Source organism: Massilia sp. BGA-UO-ETr-WB1 (assembly GCF_059567845.1).
On sequence record NZ_JCAQOT010000007.1, the window covers coordinates 1 to 15,271 of the forward strand.

General features: G+C 59.5%; 12 protein-coding genes and 6 pseudogenes. 5 read left to right on the forward strand and 13 right to left on the reverse strand.

Going from position 1 to position 15,271, the window contains the following annotated elements; genetic code table 11:
• A pseudogene (locus tag AC56DV_RS00680) lies at positions 1-120 on the forward strand (IS3 family transposase); the annotation flags it as partial.
• Positions 121-237: 117 nt separating this feature from the next.
• Positions 238-643 (forward strand): annotated as a pseudogene (locus AC56DV_RS00685) (NADH-quinone oxidoreductase subunit B family protein); the annotation flags it as partial.
• A 213-nt stretch (positions 644-856) separates the two neighbouring features.
• Here the strand turns inward: AC56DV_RS00685 and AC56DV_RS00690 are convergent.
• Both AC56DV_RS00690 and AC56DV_RS00695 read right to left on the reverse strand, forming a co-directional pair.
• Positions 857-3,547, reverse strand: a complete 2,691-nt coding sequence (locus AC56DV_RS00690) for an EAL domain-containing protein (RefSeq protein ID WP_496312395.1) — start codon at positions 3,545-3,547, stop codon at positions 857-859.
• A gap of 26 nt (positions 3,548-3,573) precedes the next feature.
• Positions 3,574-4,839 carry a sensor histidine kinase gene (locus AC56DV_RS00695; RefSeq protein ID WP_496312396.1) on the reverse strand — a complete coding sequence of 422 codons (1,266 nt, stop codon included), beginning with the start codon at positions 4,837-4,839 and terminating at the stop codon, positions 3,574-3,576.
• Positions 4,840-4,997: 158 nt separating this feature from the next.
• On the opposite strand from AC56DV_RS00695, the pseudogene AC56DV_RS00700 reads away from it, so the two are divergent.
• Positions 4,998-6,111, forward strand: a pseudogene (locus tag AC56DV_RS00700) (IS3 family transposase).
• Between the two features lie 237 nt (positions 6,112-6,348).
• Here AC56DV_RS00700 and AC56DV_RS00705 read toward each other — a convergent pair.
• Positions 6,349-7,446: pseudogene (locus AC56DV_RS00705) on the reverse strand (IS3 family transposase).
• Between the two features lie 193 nt (positions 7,447-7,639).
• Entirely contained in the window at positions 7,640-7,843 is a 204-nt protein-coding gene (locus AC56DV_RS00710) for a hypothetical protein (protein WP_496312397.1), read from the reverse strand.
• Between AC56DV_RS00710 and AC56DV_RS00715 the strand changes: the two genes are divergently transcribed.
• Positions 7,842-8,141 (forward strand): hypothetical protein, encoded by a 300-nt coding sequence (locus AC56DV_RS00715; RefSeq protein ID WP_496312398.1) that lies wholly within the window; start codon positions 7,842-7,844, stop codon positions 8,139-8,141. The two genes, AC56DV_RS00710 and AC56DV_RS00715, sit on opposite strands and share 2 nt — an antisense overlap.
• A gap of 181 nt (positions 8,142-8,322) precedes the next feature.
• Here the strand turns inward: AC56DV_RS00715 and AC56DV_RS00720 are convergent, their stop codons facing one another.
• The 7 genes and pseudogenes from AC56DV_RS00720 to AC56DV_RS00750 all read right to left on the reverse strand — a co-directional run bounded on the left by AC56DV_RS00720 (position 8,323) and on the right by AC56DV_RS00750 (position 13,336).
• Positions 8,323-8,466: a hypothetical protein gene (locus AC56DV_RS00720; protein ID WP_496312399.1), complete on the reverse strand. Its 144-nt coding sequence runs from the start codon at positions 8,464-8,466 to the stop codon at positions 8,323-8,325.
• 41 nt (positions 8,467-8,507) lie between these two features.
• Positions 8,508-8,885, reverse strand: coding sequence for a diguanylate cyclase domain-containing protein (locus tag AC56DV_RS00725; RefSeq protein ID WP_496312400.1), 378 nt, complete (start codon positions 8,883-8,885; stop codon positions 8,508-8,510).
• A gap of 46 nt (positions 8,886-8,931) precedes the next feature.
• Positions 8,932-9,423: pseudogene (locus AC56DV_RS00730) on the reverse strand (IS630 family transposase); the annotation flags it as partial.
• A 15-nt stretch (positions 9,424-9,438) separates the two neighbouring features.
• Positions 9,439-9,681 (reverse strand): annotated as a pseudogene (locus AC56DV_RS00735) (IS3-like element ISAzo10 family transposase); the annotation flags it as partial.
• 172 nt (positions 9,682-9,853) lie between these two features.
• A complete protein-coding gene (locus AC56DV_RS00740) occupies positions 9,854-12,259 on the reverse strand; it encodes a glycoside hydrolase family 3 N-terminal domain-containing protein (protein ID WP_496312401.1) in 2,406 nt (801 codons plus the stop codon).
• A gap of 348 nt (positions 12,260-12,607) precedes the next feature.
• A complete protein-coding gene (locus tag AC56DV_RS00745) occupies positions 12,608-12,928 on the reverse strand; it encodes a hypothetical protein (RefSeq protein ID WP_496312402.1) in 321 nt (106 codons plus the stop codon).
• A gap of 102 nt (positions 12,929-13,030) precedes the next feature.
• Complete coding sequence (locus AC56DV_RS00750) at positions 13,031-13,336, reverse strand: hypothetical protein (RefSeq protein ID WP_496312438.1); 306 nt, start codon at positions 13,334-13,336, stop codon at positions 13,031-13,033.
• Here AC56DV_RS00750 and AC56DV_RS00755 point away from each other — a divergent pair.
• Entirely contained in the window at positions 13,319-13,681 is a 363-nt protein-coding gene (locus AC56DV_RS00755; protein WP_496312403.1) for an alpha/beta fold hydrolase, read from the forward strand. The two genes, AC56DV_RS00750 and AC56DV_RS00755, sit on opposite strands and share 18 nt — an antisense overlap.
• 67 nt (positions 13,682-13,748) lie before the next feature.
• On the opposite strand, the gene AC56DV_RS00760 is transcribed toward AC56DV_RS00755, so the two are convergent.
• Together AC56DV_RS00760 and AC56DV_RS00765 are read right to left on the reverse strand one after the other, a co-directional pair.
• Positions 13,749-14,456: an MlaA family lipoprotein gene (locus AC56DV_RS00760; protein WP_496312404.1), complete on the reverse strand. Its 708-nt coding sequence runs from the start codon at positions 14,454-14,456 to the stop codon at positions 13,749-13,751.
• A 14-nt stretch (positions 14,457-14,470) separates the two neighbouring features.
• Entirely contained in the window at positions 14,471-15,256 is a 786-nt protein-coding gene (locus tag AC56DV_RS00765; RefSeq protein WP_496312405.1) for a MipA/OmpV family protein, read from the reverse strand.
• Positions 15,257-15,271 lie beyond the last annotated feature (15 nt).

Consider the following 15,271-nt stretch of genomic DNA (forward strand, 5'->3'; position numbering starts at 1 on the left):
TTGCGCCACCACGGAAGGCCGGAGGTGTTCAACAGCGACCAGGGCTCGCAATTCACCAGCACGGCTTTTACCGATGTGCTTAAGCGTGAGGGCGTCACCATCAGCATGGACGGACGTGGCCACAAAATAACATGACGTTCTCCTCGATAAAGTTCGGATTCGTACCGTGACTTTATTCCTCGGCTCGGCCGAAGGGAGGACGGCTAGATGATTATCAATTTTCGGTCGGCGTCAACACTCGCCATTCTTGGTCGTGCGCTGTGCATACGCGAGGTCGACGCCGGCTCATGCAATGCGTGCGAACTTGAAATTCACGCACTGAGCAACCCCTACTACAATATCGAAGGTCTGGGCATCAAATTTGTCGCCAGCCCGCGCCATGCGGATATGCTCCTGGTGACCGGCCCAGTGAGCAAGAACATGGCGCAGGCATTGCGTTCGGCTTATGAAGCCGTTCCCGAGCCAAGATTAGTTGTCGCGACCGGGGGCATGTGCATGCTCCGGCGGACTGTTCGGGGACAGCTATGCAAGCTGTGGCCGCGTCGCCAACATTATCCCCGTCGATGTCGAAATACCCGGTTGTCCTCCGCCGCCTATCGAAATTTTGCGGGGGATACTGTCGGCAGTATCCATCAAGAAGTGAGCCAGGATTGCAAGACAAGCCGCAGTGCTTCCACGCGTCATCGACAGCTTTGAGACGCCGAAAACTAGCCCTCAAAACTGTCTATCGATCCGAAGCGGATCATAACTTAGTGAGGCAATTCATGGAGGCCCATATTTCAATGTTTCGCTTTCACAAATTTACTGTGCCAAATTATAGACTGGGTACAATCAGATTTTTTTCGCAATAAAATAGCTAAGGGACTTGAATTTGCAGCTCATCGGCCCTCATTGATCGTTGATGCCAGCTATCGTTGGCCATCGCCTTTACCCGAATAGCTTGCTCGATATATTTTCCTAAATTTTCCTCGTCCAAAGCTTTCAGGAGCAGGCGCGAAATAGCGCCATCGTTGACCGCGGTAATTGCTACCGGAAGATCGACGTCACCCGACAGGATCATGCGCACCGACTCCGGATAAATATCCTTGGCCCGGCGTAGGAACTCGACGCCACTCATACCTGGCATGCTTTGATCTGACACGATCACATCCACCTTGTTGCGTGCTAGCAGGTCGAGGCCCTCCGCGCCGCTAGACGCTGTCAAAATGCGATAGCCGCGATGTCGTAAGTCGCGCTTGAGCGCCGCTATGACATTCGGCTCGTCATCGACCAGCAACACTGTAGGCACTAGACCTATGTCAGGACGGTTCGGCACTGGCAACATGAGTGACCCACTTAGGATGGCGTCGATGCTGGTCGACGGCACCGGTCGGCTGAACAGATACCCTTGGACCTCATCGCAATGCAGGCCAGCCAGGAAGCTCAGCTGACCGTCGGTTTCCACGCCTTCAGCGATGGCCTTCAGCCCCAGTGAATGGGCCATCGTGATGATGGCTTTGGTTAACGAGGCGTCACTCGGATCGCTGGTGACATCGCGGATGAAAGACTGATCGATCTTGACAATATCGATCGGAAAACGCTTCAGATAGCTCAGGCTTGAATAGCCGGTGCCGAAATCGTCCAGTGACAGCGTCACACCTATGGTCTTCAGGGCGCGCAGGGTTTCAATCACGTCCTCCCTATCCTGCATGATGACGCCCTCGGTCAGTTCCAGGTCCAGGTAACGCGCATCGAGCCCAGTCTGAGTCAGGATAGCGGCGATTGTATCTGCCAGTTCCGGCTGCCTGAACTGGCACGCCGACACGTTGACAGAGACGGTCAGATCAATGTGGCCAGCCGCGTGCCACGCCTGGGTCTGGGCGCATGCCGTACGCAGCACCCATTCTCCGATGGCTACGATCTGGCCGGTGTCTTCCGCCAGTGGCACGAAACGTGCGGGTGGGATGATCCCCTGCTCGGGATGGTGCCATCGCAACAGCGCCTCGACGCCGCGCATGCGACCGGTCTTGACGTTGACTTTGGGTTGGTAATCGAGGCGGAATTCACCGCGGCCTAGCGCCTGCCGCAAGGCGTTTTCCAGCGTCGCGCGTTGCCGCACATGCTCGCTCATGGCCGCAGTATGGAACTGGACGTCGTTGCGCCCCCGTTCCTTAACGTTGTACATTGCTGTATCCGCGTGCTTGAGGAGGATTTCGGCGGTCTCGCCGTCCTCCGGATAGATGCTCACTCCGATGCTGGCGCCGACCTGTAGTTCCTGGTCGCCTACCAAGAAGGGAAGTGAGATCGCGACCAGCAATTGGCGCCCAATAACGTTCGCATCGAGCGGGCTAGCCAAGCCCAGCGCCATCACCACAAACTCGTCGCCACCAACCCGCGCCACAGTATCGCTGCCGCGTAGCGTGGCCTTGAGTCTGACCGACACTTCCTTCAGCAGTGCATCGCCAACCGCATGACCGTAAGTGTCGTTGACGTATTTGAAGCGATCCAGGTCGATCCATAGCACAGCGAAGTGCTCGCGCATGCGTAGCGCCTGGGTAATTGCCTGCGCCATGCGATCCTGCAGCAGCGCGCGATTGGGCAAGTCAGTCAGGATGTCGTAGTTGGCCTGGTGCTCCAGTTGACGCTGGTAATCGCGTGCCACCGTGATGTCATTCATCACGCCCACATAGTGCCCGACCTCGCCGACGTCATTACAAACCGGAGCGACATACAGATCGTTCCAGAATAAGCTGCCGTCCTTGCGGTAGTTGCGTAGCACGGCATGGCCATCGCGCTGCGCCAATAAGGCCTCGCGTAGCACTTGCAAACCGGCTTGATCACGGTCATCGCGCTGCAGGAAGCGCATATCTCGCCCGATCACCTCGGCCGCCGCATAGCCGGTAATCCGTTCGAAGGCAGGGTTGACGTATTCGATCAGTGCATCGTGGTGTCCGAAGGTGGTGATCACGATGGCATTGACGGTCGACTCCATCGCTTGATTGCGCAGCCGCAGCGCCGCTTCCGCCTGGCGCCGTACCTGTACTTCTCTGAGCAAATCGGCGGTACGCACTCGCACTGTGTCCTCCAGTTGCTCCGCGTGCAGCGCCAGACGCCGGCTGGCGTCCCATTTCGCGCTCAGCGCACTGGCAAGTTGACAGACTTCGATGCTGTCAAATGGCTTCTTGAGGATCAGCAAGCGATCGCCGCAGTCGAGTCGCTGCAACACCTCATGCCAGGAGTAGTCGGTATAGGCACTACAAATGACAATCTGCAGCGCAGCATCGCGTTGCCACAGCAGTTCGATCGTCTCTAGCCCGTCGGGCCCTGGCGGCATGCGCATGTCAACAAAGGCCAGCGCATAGGGACGGCCGCCACGCAGGGCCTGTTCCACCATGATGGCGGCCTCGTCGCCCTGGTAGGCCGAATCAAGCTCGAAACCTATCGTCGGCGCCGCCTGCACCGTGCCGAAAAGGCCGGCTTCCAGCGCGTCGAGTTCCACGTTTTCGCCTGTCACTGCGACCAGGATCTTGCGAAAATCCGTATGGATCGCGGGCAAATCGTCGACCAACAGGATTCTTCGGTTGGGAGCGACATTCATACGACCCCGCAAATGACGTCAGCGCGAATCGGAAGTTTTAGCGTGAAAGTCGCGCCCCGGCCTAGGCCGTCGCTGTGCGCTAGCAACGTCCCCCCCATCTGCTGCGCTGCTAAAACGCAGCTATGTAAACCGAAACCATGTCCATTTTTGCGCGTAGTAAAGCCGTGGGCAAAGATGCGGGTCAGGTTTTCGGGTGCTATCCCCTCGCCATTGTCCGCCACCTGTAACACCACTCCGGCGTTTTCGGCGATGCTGAGTCGTACTGTGATCTGGTGTTGCTGGTCAGACGTGCTGGACATCGCATGCTTGGCATTGTTGATCAGATTCAGCAAAATTTGCAGTACCTGGTGCCTATCGAGCAGAACCTGAGGCACCGCGCTGAACTCAGTGACCACGGTGACCTCGTGCCGCGAAAGTGAATCGCCGCTCATACGTATGGCATCCTCCACCAATTCGACGATGCGGACCGGTTCGATGACACCGGCCGGGCCGGCGTATGCCTGTTGGGTCGCCACTACTTCTTTGATGTGATCAATGCTTTTGGTCAAATTCGCCAGTTCGTTTAGCATACGGCGCCGCTCCTCGGCGATCGCCTGTTCGAGTTTGTCCAGGTAATCGGGCAACTGCCTCCCTTTGTCGTCATGGCTGAAAAAGTGTCCGAGATCAGCTTGATGCGCCTGCAGCAACTGCACGACCTTAGCCAAAGCCTGCGTCTTCGAAGTACGTATTTTCCCGGTCACCAGGTCAGCCGAAACGTTGACGCTGTTCAGCACGTTGCCCACGTTGTGCAACACATTTGTGGCGACTTCAGCCATGCCCGCCCGGCGCGCCGTGGCGACCAGTTCAGCTTGTGCGTTACGTAACTCATCGTTTACTTTTCTCAACTGGCTCGGACTAGGCAGATGCAACGCCACAGGCACAAGTTTGATGAGCAGAACAGCTGTGACCACAGAAGCAATCGCGGTGGTCACTTTAACCCAGGCGGCTAACCAATAATCTGGATACCATATGGTCCAGATGTCCAGTACATGGGTACTACCGCAGGCAAGAATGAACACACCGAAGGCCCCGAACATCCAATCGAACGGAAGATCCCGGCGCTTCCGTATGAAATAGACCAGCGTCACCGGGATGGTTAAGTAGGCGACCGCAATTAGGGCATCAGACACGACATTGGCCCATAACAGCTCAGGTAGCCACAAATAGCAGTGTCCGTGAGGCATAAAGCGGTCATCGCGTAGCAGTAGGATCAAGCTTTCCATGGTCTCCCCTTCTATCCTGAAAAATATCTTTCCGAAAACTGGAGAAGACATTGAGCTTCCCCTGAAATTGCGCCGTCCAGAGGCGACGTAAAATGATGCGACTTTGGAAGAACCAGAAATGAAGAAGGTACCAACAGACATACCACGTCGGGTTCAAGGTGCTTGCCGTCAAGCGCGTGGTGGCCGATGGCCAAGCGATATCGACGACAGCCAAGAAGCGGGGACTGAGCGACGCATACATTGCGCGACTGGGTCAAAGCGGCGGATTCGCGCAACGGAACTGGCAGCGAGGTGGTAGCGCCGGAAGCGATGGCATTGTCCCAGCAGCGGGCCGAGGTGGCGCGCTTGAAGCGGGAGAACGAAGTCACAACGAATGCAGCGGCGTGCTTCGCGCGCGATGTTCTATGAAGTAAGGCTGGATTGACCAGTATGCCAAGGTGTTCGCGTTGTCCAACATGTGCACCATGCTGGACGAGAGCATCAGCGGCTATCGAGCAGGGAAGCGTGGCACCGCACCTGGTCGTAAGCACTTGATGGAGACGTAAATGCTGATGGTGATACGTGCCATCCACGGCGAGCCTAAAGCGGCTTATGGCAGATTGCGCATGGTGCGGGAACTGCGTCGATGAGGTTTTACGGCCTTCAAAAAGCGCGAGCGGCTCATGCGGGAGGATGGCATTGGCACCCTTCACAAGCGGCACCACAAGATCACCATGGACTCGAAACTTGGCCTGCAGGTGGAGCACAACCTGCTTGCCCGAGACTCTATACCGACGGTCGCGAACTATGTACGTAGGTCGGGCATAGGATTCCTTTGAACCGAGGAGGGCTGGTTGTATCTGGCCATCGTTCTCACGCTGTTCAATCGGGATGAAATTGCCTGGTCGTTCAAGCCGCGCATGACCAGTACCACTATGACCGACGCATTGGCCATGGCCTGGTTCCACCGTCGGCCAGCAGGGGTTATGCATCACTCGGTCCGTGGCAGAAAGTATGCCAGCAAGGTGTTTCAGGGAAAACTCAAGGAATCCGACGTGACCTGTTTCATGGGCCGAAAAGGCAACTGCGCCGACAACGCTCCGACCGGGAGCTGGCTCAACAGCTTCAAGAGTAAACGGTACCATGACCATCGCTATGTGACGCATGTCGCTATGAAGACTGTCAGTTTCAAATACATCGAAGTCTTTTATATATAATCGCAAACGGCAGCATTCAGTGCTTGGCTACCGGTCATCCGTACAGTACCTCGAACTATGGGAAGCAAAGCGATAACTGGAAAAGCAGACCGCATACAATTCACCTGTTGGAAGACGAAATATCGAGGGATCCTCAAATTTCGGTTATTGAAGTTGCCAGCAATCGTCAAACAACCTGCAACTGCCATGACTCCTCACCTACAGAGGTTGACACAAAAAATGCAGCAGGAATCTATCCAATTCCCACGAACCGGTGCGGCTTTTGTGATCCGCTTGGGTTCGATGGACACTTTGGGTACGAGAATTTGGTCGGTTAATGGCCTATTTCAAGCCCTTCAGAAACCGTACTCCGAGCGAAGGCCGTAGGGGTTTGATCGCTGAGAGCCATGTGAGGCCGAATCTCATTGTAGTCCACGCGCCAGGCCTCCACGATGGCTTGAACCTCGGCCAAGGAGGTGAACCAGTGGACGTTGAGGCATTCATCACGCAGCGATCCGTTGAACGTTTCGATGTAGCAATTATCCGTCGGCTTGCCGGGCCGGCTGAAATCGATCTTGGCCTGGTGGTGATAGGCCCATAGGTCCAGCATCTGCCCCGAGAATTCGCTGCCGTTATCGACAAACAGGCACCGCGGCGGCGCGCGTTTAGCAACGATGCGGTTGAGGGCCGCAACCACGTCCTCGCCACGGAGGCGATGCCCGGCCACGATGGCCAGGGATTCCCGGCTGTAGATGTCGATGATCGTCAGCAGCCGTATCTTGGTTCCATCGGCAAGTTGGTCGGCGACGAAATCCATGCTCCACGCGTCGTTTGCCCGTCGCGGTTGCATCCGCGCCTGGCGGGCAACAACACTTTTGCGCCGCTTCTTGCGCCAGGCGCGCAACTGCAACTGCTCCAAGCAATACCAGCGGTAAGTCTGGTTGACGCCCAGCTGGAAGCCCTCGCGTTTGAGCAGCACGTGCAACCGCCTGTAGCCCCAACGTACCCGCACCTGGGCCAGCTTCCCGCAAGCGTTGCCGCAGCGCCAGCCTGCTCGACAGATATTGCGTGCTGCGCACTTGCTTGGTCAATCGACAGGCCCGCGCCAGTTTCAATCCGTAGTGATCGATGATGTATGCCACCACCACTCGTTTCAGCGCGGGCCGTCCCACTTTTTTGACGCGACGTCCTGCAGGATCGCCTTGTCCAGGCTCAGCTCGGCCACCAACTTCTTCAGCCGTGCGTTCTCGTCCTGCAAAACCTTGAGTTCCCGCACGCCTTCGGATTGCATGCCGCCATACTGCTTTTTCCAGCGATAAAAGGTCTGCTCTGAAATGCCGAGCTGCCGGACAATGTCCCCAACCGCCATGCCCAGTTCGGCCTGCTTCAACACGGATACAATCTGTTCCGCCGGAAAATGTTTGCGCTTCATGGTCAAGCCCTCCCGTCAAGGAATTATTGACCAAAAACTCGCGCCCGGAAGTGTCTAATTTCGCCAGGGCAGATCAGTCAAGTATTTTCAGCGACTCGCGAGCGTCTGGCGAACTCGTGGCGATTCAATCGATGCTCCCTCGCGCGTCAGCAAAAGCGCCAACAAGCAGCCACGAGAGACTCCGGTTCCCTGGCTAGGCGACCTCCCGTTCCCTCGCGCCTATCGATACATCGGTATCCGCGCCACTTTCAACACCGCCACCGTTGTTCGTTTTACCAAGGAAGCCAAAAGCGGCAATAGCGGCAAGCAGCGTCACTCCAGTCAACACGTGCACCAACACCTGGAACGCATCAGCATAGGCGACAGTCAGCGCGCCTTCAGCGATATGCGGAAGCATGGAGGTCGCAGCGGCAACGTCACCGGTAGCGATGCGTTGGGATGCCTCAGATAAGGGCCTACGCATCAATTTTGAACTGGATCGTGCCGATAATCCGCCACTCTATGACGAGCTGGCCCGATTCACCAAGGGCGCAAAGCGCGTGAACCGTCTGCGGACGCTCGCCCATGCAGGCCTCATGGCCCAGATACCTGCCGCCGCAACGACCACGTCGGTCGCACCGCAACCGCAGAATGGCGAGCACGATCCCGTCCACGCAGCTGCGAGCATGGAACTTTTCGCGCCTGCCATAGGCTAAGCGACGCCATTGCGCCAACAGGTGCGACGCGGATCAGCCTCGCAGTACTGATCGGATTTTCCAGGAACACGCACTCCGCTCAAGCGCGCGGCCAACCCGCTTGGCACCTCAGCCGCAGCTCCCGGAGCATCATTCGCGCCGCGAGCTCGGTAAGGCCATGCAGCCGACTCGTGGCCGCACGCTAGATGGCTTGCCGGTGCTGAGCGACGAACTCGTCGGAGAACGCGGCCCCATGACTTTGGACCATCGATGCCTGCACATGCGCAACCGCCGTACGGCAGTAGACGGTGGTGAGATCGAACTCGATGTAATGGCTGGCATACATCTGGTCTTCTCCGTTACCCTTCGCAGCGCACTGGTCAACTCCTAGGCAACCAGCGCCCCCTTGCCCTCATCGCCCTGCCAGTTGGCAACGTGATCCTGGGGCCCGCTGGCCATGCGCACGGCATTGTGGCCCTCCTGTTTAGCAATGTACAAGGCAGCGTCGGCCTGCGCCAACAGGGTCGCCAGAGCGGGACCGCTGCTGATAATGCAGGCACTGCCGATGCTCGTCTTACACGAGGGTAAGCCTGCTTCCACGATCTGCCGCTCCACGGCATGGCGATACCTTCGATAACGCCGATAATATCGACGATCTTCCTGGAAGAGGCGCTGATCGCCCCCCCATGGTGCCCACCACTTGAGCGACCACCGCTCCGCCTTGGGCCGCGACGTCGGATGCCGAGCGGGCCATACGGTCGGCATGACGCGCACGCTCGTCGTTTTGCTTCACATTGACAGCGCTGTCGGTCGCGCTTTCCGTCAAGGTGGCAAACCAGCGTTCGACCTGGTTGAGCCACGACGCTGAAGTTGGTGTGAAATGGACATGGAAACGGGGATGGCGGGCAAACCAGTTCCGGATCGTCGGCGTCTTATACGTGCCGTAATTGTCCATCACGAGATGGATGTCCGGGTCCGATGGAACAGCCGCTTCGATGGTGCGCAAGACCTTCAAGAATTCGCTGCTGCGATGACGACGATGAAGTTCCCCTATGACCTTACCAGTGGCGATGTCGAGCGCAGCAAATAGCGTGGTTGTGCCATGACGCTCATAATCGTGGGTATGCCGCTCTACGATGCCTGGTGCCAGAGGCAGACTCGGTTGAGTCCTGTCGAGTGCCTGAATCTGGCTTTTCTCATCAACGCAAAGCACCATGGCCCTGACTGGCGGATCGATAAACAGCCCCACAATATCGCGGGTCTTTTCAACAAACAAGGGATCAGTCGAGAACTTGAACGTTTCCTAACCTTGGAATTTCCAATCCCTCGTGTCCCGCGACCAGCGTTGCGGATTGCGGTTTCTTGCATCCCGATAGACTTCCTCACGGCGCGCCAGGATCACCGCATCCAGGCCGCAATGGCGCTGTGCCGGCGTCACGAACTTCAGTCCGCTGTACTTGCGTTCCTGGTTTTACCAGCGTACGAATTTTTGTGTCCATGTCCGTACCTCGTCCAAGCTCCCAAACGGCTTACTCGGGTAGTCCGGGCGGTACTTGCAGCTTGGTGCCCCTACACCATGCCAGCATCAACGCTATGCCGATCAGCGCGGCTGCCCGGCGGTTCCATTGGCTGCAGGCCCGGCGCCCGGGTGACCATCCGGGGCTAACCAGTTTCGGCCTTTGAGGCGACTGCGCGGCTGCCGCCAGCGCGGGTGGAGGTTCACCACACCGGCGTCACGCCACCATCAGCTTCACATGCTTTAACGCCACGCTGTCCGGCCCCACGGAAATCGTGAAGGTACCCGGTTCCACCACCCGCCGCATGTCCGCGTTAAAGAACCGCAAGTGTTCTGGCTTGATGTCGAAGGTGACAGTGCGCGTTTCACCCGGCGCCAGCGTGATGCGCTGGAAACCTTTCAATTCCAGCAGCGGGCGCGTGACGGAACTGATGTCGTCACGGATATACAGCTGCACCACTTCGTCGCCCGCCACCTTGCCGGTATTGGTCACGTCGACCGACACGCGCGTCGCGCCGGTACGGGCGATGGAGGCCTGTGCCAGCCGCGGCGTGGAGAATGCGAACGTGGTGTAGCTCAGGCCAAAGCCGAACGGGTACAGCGGCGCCGTGCTGCCGTCGATATAGCCGCGCCGCGCCGACGGCTTCCGGTTGTAAAAGATCGGCAACTGGCCAACATGGCGCGCAATCGTGACCGGCAACTTGCCGCCAGGATTGGCGCGGCCGAACAACAGATCCGCTGCCGCATGCCCCGTTTCCTGGCCCAGGTACCAGCCCTCGATCAGTGCATCGGCGCGTTGCGCCAGCAGGTTCACGGACAGGGGACGGCCATTGAGCAGGAACACCACAGTCGGCTTGCCCAGGTCGAAGATGGCTTGGGCCAAGTCGTTTTGCTGGCCGATCAGATCCAGTGTCTGGCGGTCCCCGAGGTGCTGGTCGGCCCACGCTTCGCGGCTGGTCTGTTCATTGTCGCCCAGAACCATGATGATGGTGTCGGCTGACCTGGCCGCCTGCACCGCCTCGGCAATCAATTGCGCGTTCACCGCCGGCGAAGTGAAATGGATTTCATCCTGGCCCCACGCGCGCTCCTCCGTCAAGCGCACGCCTTCCGCATAGTCGAACTGGAAGCCCTGCCGTTCGCTCTCCGCCTTCACGCCTTCGTAAATCGACACAACGTGGCGCGGCACGTCCGAATAGCCGCCGATCGGACAGTCTTTCGCGTGCCGGCCCAGCAGCAGCACCTTGCCTACCTTGTTGGCATCGAGCGGCAGCACACCCTTGTCGTTCTTCAGCAGCACGGCCGCGCGCGTGGCCGCGACACGCGCCAGCGCCACGGCCTCTGGCGCAGATGTCAGGCGCTCGGCCTGCGCCGCATCGACATAGGGTTGTTCGAACAGTCCGGCCAGGAATTTCAATTCCAGAACGCGCGCCACCACGGCGTCGATCTCGGCTTCGCTGACGCGTCCGTCCTTCACCAGCTGCGGCAACAGCTGGTAGCCGAAAGCGTCCGGCGTTTCGATATCGACTCCGGCCTTGACCGCATACACGGCGGCATCCTGCGCCGCGTCGGCCAGGCGGTGGCGCGTGATGAGCTCCTTCACGCCCCAGTAATCGGACACCGTCACGCCCTTGAATCCCCATTCGTCGCGCAGCACCTTGTGCAGCAGCCAGCGGTTGGCGTGCGAGGGCAGGCCGCCAATCTCGTTATACGACGGCATCACGGCGGCGGCATGGGTTTCCTTGATGACGCGCTCGAATGGCGGGAAGAATTCCTCGCGCAAGGTACGTTCACTGACTTCGGCCGGCCCGATATTGGTGCCGCTTTCCGGCTGGCCGTGCCCCGTCATGTGCTTCAAGGTGGTGTATACCTTATCCTTGCCCAGCTTGCGCTCTTCGCCCTGGAGGCCTTTCACGGCCGCAATGCCGATTTCCGCACACAGGTGGGGGTCTTCGCCAAAGGTCTCTTCGATGCGACCCCAGCGTGGATCGCGCGCCACGTCCACCACGGGCGCCAGCGCTAGATTGGCGCCGCGCGCGCGCATTTCCCGCGCCGCCACCGCAAACACATTGCACACCAGCGCCGTATCGAACGTCGATGCCAGCGCGATCGCTTGCGGGAAGCTGGTGGCGTCCTTTGCCGCATAGCCGTGCAGCGATTCCTCGTGCAGCAGCAGTGGGATGCCGAGGCGGGTCTGTTCCACCGCCCATTTTTGCGCGGCATTGGAATACGTGGCGGTTTCAAAGGCGCCACGGTTGCTGCGTTCGCCATTGTCGCCGGCCGCCGCAGGGGCGGCGCTACCCTGGCGGTCCGACGGACGGGCGATCATGCCCAGTCCTTGTGGGTAGGCTTTCGATGCTCTCTCTGCCAAAAAAGCGCCGCTGCCATCTTCGAGCGCGCCTTTAGCGCCCCAGATGCAGCACATTTGCGCAACCTTTTCTTCCAGCGTCATCCGGCCCAGCAAGTCTTTAACACGCGCCGGGACGGGCGCGGCGGGATCTTTATATAGCGGTCGCCTGGCTGCCGCCATGGCACCGGAGGCGGGCAGCGCGGCCATGCCGGCCAAGCTGGTCATGGAGGCGAGGAATTGCCTGCGGCTGGCTGGCCGAATGCGCTTGTTGTTCATGTGGTGGTCTCTCATCAATATTTGGTTGCGCTACCATGCTATCCGAAATATGTTATCGATAACCAACCCACCCGTCAAGCAAACGTTTCAAGATGCAGGCCGGCAACCCAGCGCGCCGCAGGCATAAGACTCCTTCCAGCCCGTGTCCACAGCCGCTATTGGTGCGCGGCATCCCACCGCCAGATTGGTACTGCTCTTTGCACTTACCCAATTGGCCAACGTACCTTTGAGTATGGCGATTCGCTTTGCAGCTCGATCCAGCAACAGCCCTTGCTACAGCACCAGTTTGACTGCCTCCGTCTATGTAAGAGTTGATGCGGATCAGAGTATGGGCGGAACCATATCACCTCATGGCTTGGGCGGGAACCAAGAGTCCTTGGTCTCCTTAATGGTGGCCTTGATGATGGCAATGGAATCCGGGTCGCCCTTAAGCAGCGCCGAGAAATAGGCGCGGGGCTGCTTGAGCGGTACGTCCGGCGGCAGGCGCGGCACGTTCGGATCGGTTACCATTTCGAGCACGCAGGGCCGGTCGCAGCGCAGCGCTTCGTCCCAGGCCGGCCCCATGGTGGTCAGGCCGCCAAACAGGCTGGCCATCATGCCCCGCCGCAGCCGCACGTCGCGGGCGTGCCAGTTGGCCGCCGATGGAGAGGAGGCGCGTCTGGCAGGCACGGCAACGTTCCCCAGTACACGCGCTGCGGGTTGGCCGAATCGGCCTCGCTCATGGTGCGCGCTTCCAGCACGCGCCACCAGCGCTGCACGTTTTCCTCTATCTCAGGTCAGCAGCAAGTGCGACCCGGTGGGCCGCTTGTCCGGTCCGGGGGCGCCGACGTGGAATTCCGACACGACGCCACGCAAGCGCACGGCCTGCTCTTCCAGCAGGTTGGCGGCAGCCGCAGCTTGCTCAACTAGAGCGGCATTCTGCTGCGTCATGCCGTCCAGCCGCCATCGATCTACAGCCACGCCGACTGGACGGAACAGGAACGGCTGGACGCCGGCGCCATCACCAGCGACGCCGAGCGCATGATCGATTCGTTCACGTCCGGGAAAGCGCCCAACACCATGATCGTCAACAGCCATGCGTTCCAGCGCTTCATGCTGCTGGATTCGCCCTACTTCCAGAATTCGGAAGCGTTCGCCCAGGCCTTTGTGAAAAACGATGGCGATGCGCTGAAGCGGGTGATGTTCGATCATGTGACCAACGACTGGCGCGACGTGCTGCGCAAGCACATCGACGTGCCCACGGCGATCTTGACCGGTGTCCTTAGCGACTCGCTGTCGGGCCAACGCTGGATTCATTCGGTGATTCCGAACAGCGAACTGCACGTGTACACGGTGGAAGAGCAAGGCGACCACTTCCTGATGTTCAAGAACCCGCTCACATTCACAGCGGAACTGGATGCATTCTTGAAGAAACCCCACTAACCGGCGTTTGCATGTCTATCGCAGGCGCCGATAAGTACGCCCGGCGCCTTCATCCCTGCCTGACAGGCTACAGATCCTTTTCGATTTGCTCGGTGCGGCGCTTCATCCACATGTCGCGCACCATCGCGTACTCATCCACCGCGTACTCGCGCATGCCGTCCATTTGCAGCATGCGCGCCCGTCCATCGGCCATTTGCACCAGGGTCAGGCTGTTCGCCAGTCCGGTGCTGTCCACCCGGCCGAGCGGCAACAAAGGCTGGTCGCCGAACATGCCAACGGTGTCGCGCACCGTGCGCGGTCCAAGCAACGGCATCACGAAGTAGCGCGAGTCCCGCCAGCCCCATGCGCCCAGCGTCTGGCCAAAGTCTTCATTCCCCTTGGGGATGCCGAAGCTCGTGGCCGGATCAAACAAGCCGGCCACGCCCACCGTGGAATTGACCACGAATCTGCCCACCGTTTGCGCTGCCTGGCCCGGGCGCAGCTGCAAGGCCTGGTTGACCGCAGTCACCGGTTCACGCAGGTTGCCGAAAAACTTGCCGATACTGGCTTGCACCGGATCGGGCGTGACCCAGTCGTAAGCCTTGGCTACTGGGCGCAGCACGGCCTTGTCGACCGCATTGTTGAAGCCGTACACGCGGCGGTTGTAGCCTTCCCACGGATCGTTGACGGCGGCTTGCCCGTCGTCCGCCATCGGCTCGGACTTGATGGCATTGCTGGCGCACCCGCTGGTGGCAAGGATGATCGCGGCCAGCGCGAACAAACGAAGAGATTTCATGGCAACACTCCTGGTTAGAATCGATAGATATAGCCGAGGCTTACGCCGGGCTGGCGGGACTGGTCGACCAGCGGACTGTGCTTGATGGCGCTGCCGAACTGGGTGGTGCGCACGTCGAGGAACATGGTGTGGCGGCGCGCAAAGCTGTAGTCGAGCCGAACGCCGGCTTCGATGTTGGCGGCGGAGTCGCCCGGGTAGGCGCGGCGCCACGCGCGCGCTTCCGAAGCCCGCACGCCGTAGTAGTAGTCGACATACTTGCTGTCGACCCATTCAGCGCCCAGCCTGGGCGTCACGCCGATCGCGCCGAACGCAAAGCGGCGGTCCAGTTGCACCTTGGCGCGCATGCCCTTGCTATGGGCCGACGCGTCGCCCAGCACCTCGGCCGACAGGTTGGCGAACTGCGGACGCCACAGCATGGCGCCGCCGATCCAGATGCTGCCCTTGCGGTCAGCCATGCCGGCCAGGAAAGGCGAATCGTCCGCCTCATAGCCGTCGCGGGCATAACGGGTGCGTAGGCGCAGCGACAGGCTGTCGCTCGTCAGCGTCTTCACGTCCAGGGTCGGCACCGAGGCGCTGATCCATTTGCTTTCATACGAAATCAGCGGCATCGGCAGCACATCGCGGTCGATGTCGCGGTACCCCTTCTGAACCACTGAAACGCCACCGCCCAGCGCCCACGCGGACGAATCGGCGGCGGAATTCTGCGCCGAAACGGGCCCACAGGCCAGCGCACCGGCGAGCGCAGCTGCCACCGGAGCATAGCGTTTGTAGTTCAAACAAAGACGGACAACTTGGTGCATAGGACATCCTTTTCT

Coding starts and splice junctions, on each gene's coding strand:
- AC56DV_RS00695 (WP_496312396.1), bottom strand. CDS start 4,839: ATGGAAAGCTTGATCCTACTGCTACGCGATGACCGCTTTATGCCTCAC.
- AC56DV_RS00715 (WP_496312398.1), top strand. CDS start 7,842: ATGGAGGTCGCAGCGGCAACGTCACCGGTAGCGATGCGTTGGGATGCC.
- AC56DV_RS00710 (WP_496312397.1), bottom strand. CDS start 7,843: ATGCTTCCGCATATCGCTGAAGGCGCGCTGACTGTCGCCTATGCTGAT.
- AC56DV_RS00720 (WP_496312399.1), bottom strand. CDS start 8,466: ATGTATGCCAGCCATTACATCGAGTTCGATCTCACCACCGTCTACTGC.
- AC56DV_RS00725 (WP_496312400.1), bottom strand. CDS start 8,885: ATGCCGACCGTATGGCCCGCTCGGCATCCGACGTCGCGGCCCAAGGCG.
- AC56DV_RS00740 (WP_496312401.1), bottom strand. CDS start 12,259: ATGAACAACAAGCGCATTCGGCCAGCCAGCCGCAGGCAATTCCTCGCC.
- AC56DV_RS00755 (WP_496312403.1), top strand. CDS start 13,319: ATGATCGTCAACAGCCATGCGTTCCAGCGCTTCATGCTGCTGGATTCG.
- AC56DV_RS00750 (WP_496312438.1), bottom strand. CDS start 13,336: ATGGCTGTTGACGATCATGGTGTTGGGCGCTTTCCCGGACGTGAACGA.
- AC56DV_RS00760 (WP_496312404.1), bottom strand. CDS start 14,456: ATGAAATCTCTTCGTTTGTTCGCGCTGGCCGCGATCATCCTTGCCACC.
- AC56DV_RS00765 (WP_496312405.1), bottom strand. CDS start 15,256: ATGCACCAAGTTGTCCGTCTTTGTTTGAACTACAAACGCTATGCTCCG.